Annotated in this window: 6 protein-coding genes and 1 riboswitch; of the genes, 3 read left to right on the top strand and 3 right to left on the bottom strand. The window is 69.8% G+C overall.

Annotation, left to right across the window (positions count from 1 at the left end; translation table 11 throughout):
- From ACFYWM_RS41480 to metE, 3 genes are all read right to left on the bottom strand, one after another.
- On the bottom strand, window positions 1-2,418 hold a 2,418-nt coding region (locus ACFYWM_RS41480), incomplete at its 3' end, for an NB-ARC domain-containing protein (protein ID WP_389926323.1).
- Window positions 2,419-3,250: 832 nt separating this feature from the next.
- Window positions 3,251-3,757: a lytic polysaccharide monooxygenase gene (locus ACFYWM_RS41485; RefSeq protein ID WP_389926325.1), complete on the bottom strand. Its 507-nt coding sequence runs from the start codon at window positions 3,755-3,757 to the stop codon at window positions 3,251-3,253.
- Between the two features lie 214 nt (window positions 3,758-3,971).
- Window positions 3,972-6,200 carry a 5-methyltetrahydropteroyltriglutamate--homocysteine S-methyltransferase gene (gene metE, locus ACFYWM_RS41490; protein WP_389926328.1) on the bottom strand — a complete coding sequence of 743 codons (2,229 nt, stop codon included), beginning with the start codon at window positions 6,198-6,200 and terminating at the stop codon, window positions 3,972-3,974.
- 109 nt (window positions 6,201-6,309) lie between these two features.
- Window positions 6,310-6,502, bottom strand: a riboswitch (cobalamin riboswitch).
- 234 nt (window positions 6,503-6,736) lie between these two features.
- Between metE and ACFYWM_RS41495 the strand changes: the two genes are divergently transcribed.
- The 3 genes from ACFYWM_RS41495 to ACFYWM_RS41505 all read left to right on the top strand — a co-directional run bounded on the left by ACFYWM_RS41495 (window position 6,737) and on the right by ACFYWM_RS41505 (window position 9,253).
- The gene (locus ACFYWM_RS41495; protein WP_389926331.1) at window positions 6,737-7,387 is read left to right on the top strand and encodes a zinc ribbon domain-containing protein; all 651 of its coding nucleotides are present in this window, start codon (window positions 6,737-6,739) and stop codon (window positions 7,385-7,387) included.
- A gap of 491 nt (window positions 7,388-7,878) precedes the next feature.
- Window positions 7,879-8,067: a hypothetical protein gene (locus ACFYWM_RS41500; protein ID WP_389926335.1), complete on the top strand. Its 189-nt coding sequence runs from the start codon at window positions 7,879-7,881 to the stop codon at window positions 8,065-8,067.
- A gap of 52 nt (window positions 8,068-8,119) precedes the next feature.
- On the top strand, window positions 8,120-9,253 hold the full coding sequence (locus tag ACFYWM_RS41505; protein WP_389926338.1) for a replication initiator: 1,134 nt from the start codon (window positions 8,120-8,122) through the stop codon (window positions 9,251-9,253).
- Window positions 9,254-9,315 lie beyond the last annotated feature (62 nt).

The raw sequence follows: 9,315 nt of genomic DNA on the forward strand, positions 1-9,315 counted from the left end.
CACCACCTGACGGACCGCCCCCGTGTCACCCGTCAGGACGGCCCGCTGCCTGCCGTCGGCCTCCCACAGCCGTACGGGACCGGTGGGCGCCCAGGTGGCCAGCCACGAACCGTCGGGAGAGACGCGCATGCCCGACCCCGTCCCGGCGTGCCCGGTCAGGACGGCCCGCTCGACGCCGTCGGTCCCCCACAGCCGCACGCTCCCGTCTCCGGAGAGGGTCGCCAGCCACGAGGCGTCCGGGGAGACGGCCAGCTCGGAGACCCTTCCGATCGGTTTCTCCCTGCCGGAGACCTTCTCGTTCTCCTGGCTCCAGCCGCGCATCCTCAGGGCGTCCTTCAGGCTTCGCGACCTGGTCCGCACCCTGACCCGGCTCCTGAGGACCAGGCGTCTCTTCCCGCCGGGGCTCCACAGGGCGACCCTGCCCTTCACCGAGCGGGTGGCCAGCCACGAGCCGTCCGGCGCGACCGCCACCCCGGCGAGCCCCGCCGTCCCGTTCCGCAGGACGGCCCGCCTGCTCCCGTCGGCGTTCCAGAGGCGGCCCTTGCCCCGCGTGGAGAGGGTGACCAGCCACGAGCCGTCCGGCGCGACCGCCATCGCGGCGAGCCTTCCCGTCCCGTTCCGCAGGACGGCCCGCTCGGTGCCGCCGATCCCCCATATCTGCACCTTCCTGCTCCCGGAACGGGTCACCAGCCACGAGCCGTCCGGCGCGACGACGACCTCGTGGACCGGCCTGCCGTGGGTGGCCAGCGTCGTCCGGGTGGTGCCGTCGGTCTTCCAGACCTGCGCGCCGCCGTCGCGGGCGTGCACGACGAACCGCGAGCCGTCCGGTGTGACCGACACCTCGTTGAGCCGTCTCGTCGCCGAGGTCAGGGTCCGCAGCAGGCAGGTGGTGCCGTCGTCGGGCAGCGGCCAGCGGGCCCGCAGGAAGGTGGTCTCGTTCTCCTGGCTGTAGCGCTCGACCGACGCCCGCATCGGCGGGAACGCGTAGAGGCGGGCCAGCAGGTTCGCCGTGGACACGGCGTCCGACTCGAAGGGGGTGAGCAGGTGGGCGCTGCGGGAGATCAACCGGCGGACCCCGGCGACGGAGCGGGAGGTCGACAGCGCCAGGTCCGACTCCGCCGCGGCCACCCCGAACGCGCGTACGCGGGCGACGAACCAGCGCACGTCGTGCAGCAGCGACTCCAGCTCCCGGTATCTCCTCGCCTCGGAGAGGTGGAACAGCAGGTGGTCCCAGAGGTAGGGGACGGTCCGGGGCAGCCGCCACCATTCGGCGTCCGCCGTGAGGTCGTCGTCGGGTATCAGGTTCCTGGCCTCGTCGAGGAAGTCGCGGTTGGCGGCCTCGAGACGCTCCTCGCCCAGCCCGCCCGCCGAGCGGACGGCGGAGCGGACGACGTCGTGGATCATGATCGACGGCGCCGCCCCCCTGGCGTGCCGCCTGCTGATCAGCGAGAGGTCCTGGAGCCTCGCGCAGAGCCGTTCGGCCTGCTTGGAGGTGAGCCCCGCGGTGCCGCGCCAGAGCAGCTCGACGACCGCGGCCGGTATCTCGACGTCCTCGGGGAAGACGCCCAGCTCCAGGAAGCGGGCGCGGTCGAACGCGCCGAGGGCCTCAAGGCCGAGCTCGACGGTGGCGAGCACCGCGCTCTCCCGCTGGGAGGCGACGGTGACGTCCAGGATGGCGGGTACGGTCCGGCCGAGCCGCTCGACCGCCCGGCGCGCGGCGACGTCGGCGTTCGTCCCCGTGCCGTGCTCGTCGCGCAGCCGCGCGTTCACGAGGGAGAGCAGCAGCGGCCATCTCCCCGTCAGGCCCACCAGGTCGCTGACGACCCCGGGGGCCATCGGCGGCAGCCCCCGGCTCAGCACCTGGACGGCCACCCGCGGCGCCATCTCATCGACGATCATCGCGATCGCCTTCGGGGGCAGCGCCCGGGGCAGCCGGGTCGTCACCAGCACCCGGGACCTCGCGGCCGCCGACAGGAAGGGGCGCAGCTGCTTGAGGCTCCACACGTCGTCGACCACGAGCAGCACGCGGCCCCGCTCCGCCAGCGCCTCGGCCATCCGGTGACCGGCCTGCTCGGGACTGGAGAAGTCCGGCCGGACGCCCAGCACGGCCTCCGTGACGTCGTTGGCGAGCGCCGCGATGTCGGCACCGGCGCGGTCGCGGCCCACGGTGACCCATACGACGCCGCCGCCGAACCGTTTCCGCACCTCGTCGCTGTGACACGCCTCCAGGGCCAGGGAGGTCTTGCCGAACCCGCCCGCCCCGGCGAGACCGGTGGTCAGCCCGACCGTGCCCGAGGCCCTCATCGTCAGCGTGGAGACCACGTCGTCCAGCTCGGTCCTCCTGACCCATCCCGGCTGCCTGTGCGGCACCAGGAAGAGCCCGCCACGCGTGCGCGACTCCCTCAGTCTGGGCGTCACCCATGTCAGCAGGACGACGAGGGAGGCGGTTAACCCGAAAACAACCACCCATTCGATCCTGTGCTCGACGACCGTATCCGGGAGATATTCCTCGACAATTCGCACCGGAAGTCCGACCAGAATTCCAAAAACCACCAGAATCGCCGTGGCGACATCGGGGATTCTTTTTGTGCGACGAGCCACCGACCACCTCTACAGTGCCGACCCCTGCCCCGACGGGCGCCGGGACCCTGGACGCACGATATCTGTTCCCCATTGCCCTTGAGTTGAATCACCGATGTTTTGGCAATTAAAGCGCATGCGAAAAGCCGTGTTGCACACTTTGAGCTGCTATGTCCATGGCATCTCCCCTCGCCATTCCATCCCTCATTCAAGAGAGATCCTTTCCCGTGACGCCACGATCACCCTCGGCGACCTCGCGAACCGTCCGGGAGCCGGGCGAAGGAAGGCCGGAGAACGACGAAACCGCCCCCGCGCCCGCCGGGCCGGAGACGGCACAAAAGGCCGTCGGGCCACGGAGGGCGCGGAAGCGGTTCGGATCGCCTTGTCTCGTCTCGCTTCGCCCCTGCCGGATCGGAGCCACCCGATCCGGCAGGGGCGACCGGACAGGAACGGTCGGACCGAGGCGGTCAGACCGAAGTGATCAGACCGGAACGACCGGACCCGGCCGATCAGGCCCGGTCAATCAAACCCGCCGGATCCCCGGCCAGACCCGCCGGATTTCCGGTCGGACCTGCCGGATCCCCGGCCAGACCCGCCGGATCCCCGGCCAGACCCGCCGGATTTTCGGTCGGACCTGCCGGATCCCCGATCAGACCTGCCGGATTTCCGGTCAGCGCTGCAGGTCGACGCAGGAGTAGAAGGCATTGGCGGTGTCGGCGATGTTCCAGACGGCGAGCACCTTCAGGCGGCCGGTCCTGTTACCCAGGTTCACGTTGTGCGAGACGGTGGCGCCGGGCTGCCTGCCGCCGTCGTTGAACACCGCGATCCGGGTGTTGCCGATGAAGTACTCCCACGTGCTGGTGGCGTGGCGGGCGGTCAGCACCCAGTTGAAGGTGACCGAGTTGCCCACGCTCGTCGCCGGCCAGCCCTTGCTCTCGTTGCTGAGCTGCGAGAACCGGCCGACGTTGCCGTGGCAGTTCTTCAGGCCCTTGGGACCTTCCACGCTCTGGGGCTCGTAGATGATGTCACCGCAGCCGGTGACCCGGCCCTGGGCGCACATGGCCTGACGGCTCGGCGGCGACGAGATGTAGCCGTGCGCGTTGGCCGGTGACGCGACGAACACGGTCGAGGCGACGGCGATGATCGCCATCGCGAGGAAGGTGACCGTTCTGCGCATATCCTGCTCCTTCGCTGGGGGGTGACTCGAATATAAAAGAAAGTTTCCTAACAGTAAATATTCGAGTCATGAAAGATTCGGGAGCAAGTCAGGCGTGACGACCTCCGGCCGGACCCCGGGAACAACGGGCGTCCGGGCATGACAGGGCGGCGAGAGGGGGTGTGACCCGGACGGGTCACACCCCCTCGGACACGATGACCGCCAGACCTCTAGATCACTGGACCGTTTCCGCCCGGACGCGCAGGGCCGCCTCCACCATGTTCCTGAGGCTGGCCTCCGTCTCCGGATAGCCGCGGGTCTTCAGGCCGCAGTCGGGGTTGACCCAGAGCAGCGCCGGATCCACCGAGGCCACGGCCGTGCGCAGGGCGTCCTCGATCTCACCGGCCGAGGGCACCCTGGGCGAGTGGATGTCCCATACGCCGGGCCCGATGCCGCGCGTGTAGCCGAAGGCGCGCAGGTCGTCCAGGAGTTCCATCCGGGAGCGGGCCGCCTCGACGCTGGTCACGTCGGCGTCCAGGTCGCCGATCGCGCCGATGATCTCCCCGAACTCCGAGTAGCACATGTGGGTGTGGATCTGCGTACTGTCGGCGACCCCGCCGGTGGCGAGCCGGAACGCGGCGACCGCCCACTCCAGGTAGGCCTCGCGGTCGGCCCGCCGCAGCGGCAGCAGCTCGCGCAGCGCGGGCTCGTCGACCTGGATGATCCTGACGCCCGCCGCCTCCAGGTCGCGGGTCTCGTCGCGCAGGGCGAGCGCCACCTGCCTGGCGGTCTCGCCCAGCGGCTGGTCGTCGCGGACGAAGGACCAGGCCAGCATGGTCACCGGGCCGGTCAGCATGCCCTTGACCGGCTTCTTCGTCCGCGACTGCGCGTAGGAGGCCCAGCGCACCGTCATCGGCTCCGGACGGGAGACGTCGCCGAACAGGATCGGCGGGCGGACGTAGCGGCTGCCGTACGACTGCACCCAGCCGTGCTCGGTGGCGGCGTAGCCCTCCAGCGTCTCCGCGAAGTACTGGACCATGTCGTTGCGCTCGGGCTCGCCGTGCACCAGCACGTCCAGGCCGATGTCCTCCTGCAGCGCGATGACGCGGTCGATCTCGGCCTCCATCCTGCGCTCGTACCCGGCCTTGTCGATCTCGCCCGAGCGCATGGCGGCGCGGGCCTGGCGCACCTCGCCGGTCTGCGGGAAGGAGCCGATGGTGGTGGTGGCCAGCGGCGGCAGGCCCAGGTCGGCGTTCTGCACGGCGAGCCGTTCGGCGTGCGGCGCGCGCGGGGTGCCCTCGCCCAGGGCGTCCAGCCTGGCCCGCACCCGGGGGTTGAGGAACCGCTCCGCGACGCTCTCTCCCGCGACGACCTCCTCGCCGTTCAGCGCCCTGCCGATCCGTACGACCTCGGCGACCTTCTGCCTGGCGAAGGCGAGCCGCTCGCGCAGCCGCGGGTCCAGCGAGGTCTCGGCGTCCAGGTCGAGCGGGACGTGCAGCAGCGAGCAGGAGGTGCTCACCACCAGCCGGTCGCTCAGCCCGAGCAGCGCCGCGCAGGTCGACAGCGCCTTCGCGGTGTCGGTACGCCAGACGTTGCGGCCGTCGACGACCCCGGCGACGAGGGTCTTGCCGGGCAGCCCCCCGACGGCGGCCAGCGCCTCCAGGTTGCCGGGTGCCGAGACGAAGTCCAGGCCGACGGCCTCGACCGGGCCGCGGGCCAGGATCTCCAGCGCGGGCCCGATCTCACCGAAGTAGGTGGCCACCAGCAGCCGGGGGCGGCTGCTGAGCTCGCCCAGCCGCGCGTAGGCCCGGCGCAGCGCGGCCAGCTCCTCCTCCGTACGGTCGGCGGCCAGCACCGGCTCGTCCAGCTGCACCTCGGCCACCCCCGCCGCGGCCATCCGTTCCAGCAGCTCGGCGTAGGTCTCCAGCAGGCCGTCCAGCAGCCGCAGCGGCGCGAAGCCGGGCACGGTGGACTTGCCCAGCAGCAGGAACGACAGCGGCCCGACCAGCACCGGCCGGGTCTCGACGCCCAGCCGCCGCGCCTCGGCGTACTCGGCCAGCGGCTTGCTCCAGTCGAGCCGGAACCGGGTGTCGGGTCCCAATTCTGGAACCAGGTAGTGGTAGTTGGTGTCGAACCACTTGGTCATCTCCAGCGGCGCCACCCCCTCGGCGCCCCGCGCCATCGCGAAGTACGGATCGGCCGCCCCGGCGAACCGCTCGGGAACCGCGCCCACCAGCGCGATCGCATCCAGCACGTGGTCATACAGGGAGAAGGTGTTGGACGGCACCGCGTCCAGCCCCGCCCCCGACAGCTCCCGCCACGCCCGCTCCCGCAGACCGGCCGCCGTCTCCTGAAGGCCGGCGGCGTCAACCCGCCCGGCCCAGTAATCCTCCGTCGCCCGCTTCAACTCGCGACGGCCCCCGATACGGGGATACCCCAAAACGGTCGTGGTGACCTTGCTCATGGCGTCCTTCCCTCGGCTCATGCCATGCCGCCCCACGGCCACGCGGAAGGAACGCACGGGAAAGACGCATCCCAGGCCCTCCCACGAGGCCACGGATCACCGCGCACCGGACGGCACACGGGCGGCTGGCAGGTCTTCGGACTCGCGGGCATCACACACAACTCCTACTGACCGTCGCTTCCCAGATGACACGCACCCAGTGCCGATGACGGCGTTCGTTCCCACTCACCGCTGCGGGGCAGTCCCGGAATCACACCGGGTTCCCTCTTACGACTCCCGACACCAACACGACACCGGAAGAACCAACCGCGCAACGAGCATAACCCGCCCCCACCCCCCAGCAGAGCCACCACCCGACTCCCCGGAAAGCACGGATCACCACGAGGTATCAAGACTCCCGGGGCAACGACCGGCAAACGCGCTCAGACCGCACTGGCCAGGTCGCGCATGTGTGGCTACCGGGAGCTGCGGAGTGGCTGGCCGTGCGGGACATCCTCGACAGCCGCAAGGGACACACCGTCAAGCGAGGTGGCGCCGTGGGTGCTCCTCTCCCCCTCGACTACCGGGAGCACCGCTACCTGCTGACCGGTGTGCTGCGCTGCGGTCGTCCCGTCGCGGGCGGGGGCGTGTGCAACGTGCCGCTGAGAACCAAGAAGACGAAGGACGGCAAGCGACACATCTACTTCTGTCCCGGTCAGGACGTGGGCGGCTGCGGTGGAGTCGCGCGGCGCGGGGACCTGGTCGACTTCGCCATCTCGGAACTCGTGCTCGGCCAGATGGAACTCGCCCAGTACACGGACGTGGACGACGCTCCCCTGTGGACGAGGGAGGAAGAACTCACCGACGTAGAGGAGCAACTGGAGGAACTGACCCGGCAGTGGCGGGCACGGAACATCTCCAACAACCTCTACTTCCGCAACGCCGCCGACCTGGAAAGCGACATCGCCCGGCTGCGCGCGGAGAAGAACAAGATCATGGGAAGGGCGGAACGCCAGCGGGCGAGCATGGTCACCGACATCAAGGAGATCCGGCGGCGCTGGTACCTCCCGGAAGCGGAGGGCGGGCTACCGCTGTCCCGGAAGCGGGCGCACGTCCGAGAGATGCTGCACGCGGTGATCGTGCACCCGGCGGGCAAGGGGCGGGCCACCTTCAATCCCGACCTCCTCGAACCGGTGTGGATGGAGTAGACGTCCTGGGACGTCCTCGACCCTCAAGGGAGCTGAGCACCTGACCGACAGGTGACAGCTCCCTTACTTGTTGGCCCTGACGATCAGATGCAGCCGTACGCAGCCGGACGCCACCGGACGACAGGGGACGACTCGGAAGACGTCCCGGCGGAAATTCCCGCACGCATAATTTCCCGGCCACCGTGGCAAAATGACCATAGATAATTTCCCCCGTCTTTCGGGAAGCAGCGAGAGACCAGACGCGACACATTCGAGCGCAGTACGCCACCGGGCACCACGAAGACGAGAGCCGTTCCGCTGGGGGGACCCGGCCAGCGGCAGGCCAGCACTACAGGCAGCGCTCACTGGTTCACCGTCGCGCGACCTCGACACTCCATCAATCTCGCTGACGAGTGCCGTTCCTCCGCAGTCATGTCTTTTCCGCATGCCTGCCGATGGCACCTGCCTTTTCCCGAAATGGCGTGGGAACTCCGCAGAGAGAAAGGAGTCCTTTGGTACCTCCCGAACTGGTACCGCACGCCGCGCTTGTACGGGAGTGGTCCAAGCGCAAGATCGCCGAGTCGCCTCGGTGGTCACCCGAGAAATGGCGGCGCATCGCCGCCATCCACGGCATCGAGCTGGCCGACGGGCCGACCCGCGCCGAACCCCCGCCCCTCGAAGCCGAGAGGGGGGCCGTGTGAACCCGGCCCCTCCTTCGCCCCTGACATCCTGGCCGCCCTGCAACGCGCGGCCATGCCCGACTTCACCCGCTGGCAACGCATGGTCTACGCCACGGGCGGCTGTGCCCAACCGGTCCGCCTGCACGGTGAACGCCTGACCTTCGACGGCGCGACCGGTGAGATCCTCGACGTCTACCGAACGGCCGACGAACCGACCGGGTTCCTGCTCACGGCCTGCGGCAACCGTCGCGCCTCCCGGTGCCCGGCCTGCTCGGCGGTCTACAAGGACGACACCTATCACCTCATCATCTCCGGCCTGCGCGGCGGCAAGGGCGTCCCCGAAGATGTGGGCGGGCATCCCCGTGTGTTCGCCACCTTCACCGCTCCCTCCTTCGGCGCGGTCCACGCTCACCGCACGAGCAAGGACGGCAAGACCCTGCCCTGCCGTCCCCGGCGCGACTCCCCCACCTGCCCCCATGGCCGGTATGAGGGCTGCGGCAAGCGTCACGACCGCGATGACCCGCAGGTGGGGCAGCCGCTCTGCGTGGACTGTTATGACTACCAGGGCGCGGTCTTGTGGAACGCTCACGCGGGAGAGCTGTGGCGCCGCTTCACCCAGACACTCCCCGCCGTCCTGGCTCGGCAGCTCGGCGTGCCTCGTGCTCACCTGCGTGAGGTGCTGCGCCTGTCGTATGCCAAGGTCGCCGAGTACCAAGCGCGCGGCCTGGTCCACTTCCACGCGGTGATCCGCCTCGACGGCCCCAACGGTCCCGCCTCACCTCCCCCGGACTGGGCAACCGTCCCGCTGCTGGACACCGCGATCCGGCAAGCCGCCGCACAGGTCGTCGTCCCGGCCTCCAAGCAATCGCCGGACGCTCCTCCCCCGGTCCTGCTGCGCTGGGGTGACCAACTCGACGTGCGACCGGTCTACCTCTCCACCGACCTGGACGGCGTGAGTGACCAGCGGGTGGCGTCGTACGTGGCCAAGTACGCGACCAAGGGCGCCGAGTCGGCGGGGACGGTGGACCGACGCATCCGTGACGCTCGGGACATCGCCCGGCTGGATGTGACCGAACACGCCCGACGCATGATCTTGACCTGCTTCGCCCTGAACCGCCTGCCTCAATACCGGCTGCTCCCGCTGCGGCATTGGTCGCACATGCTTGGGTACCGGGGCCACTTCTCGGATCTGGCAAGATTTTCGTGATGGGTGACGGTGAGTGTTCGCGGTTATGCAAGCAGGACCCGTTTTCGTAAGAGCAAGAACCC

It is taken from the genome of Streptosporangium sp. NPDC002721, from assembly GCF_042888905.1.
Classification (GTDB): domain Bacteria; phylum Actinomycetota; class Actinomycetes; order Streptosporangiales; family Streptosporangiaceae; genus Streptosporangium.

Excerpts from the sequence above, each read along its gene's own strand:
- ACFYWM_RS41505 (WP_389926338.1), top strand. The coding sequence starts at position 8,120 with ATGCCCGACTTCACCCGCTGGCAACGCATGGTCTACGCCACGGGCGGC.
- ACFYWM_RS41485 (WP_389926325.1), bottom strand. The coding sequence starts at position 3,757 with ATGCGCAGAACGGTCACCTTCCTCGCGATGGCGATCATCGCCGTCGCC.
- metE (WP_389926328.1), bottom strand. The coding sequence starts at position 6,200 with ATGAGCAAGGTCACCACGACCGTTTTGGGGTATCCCCGTATCGGGGGC.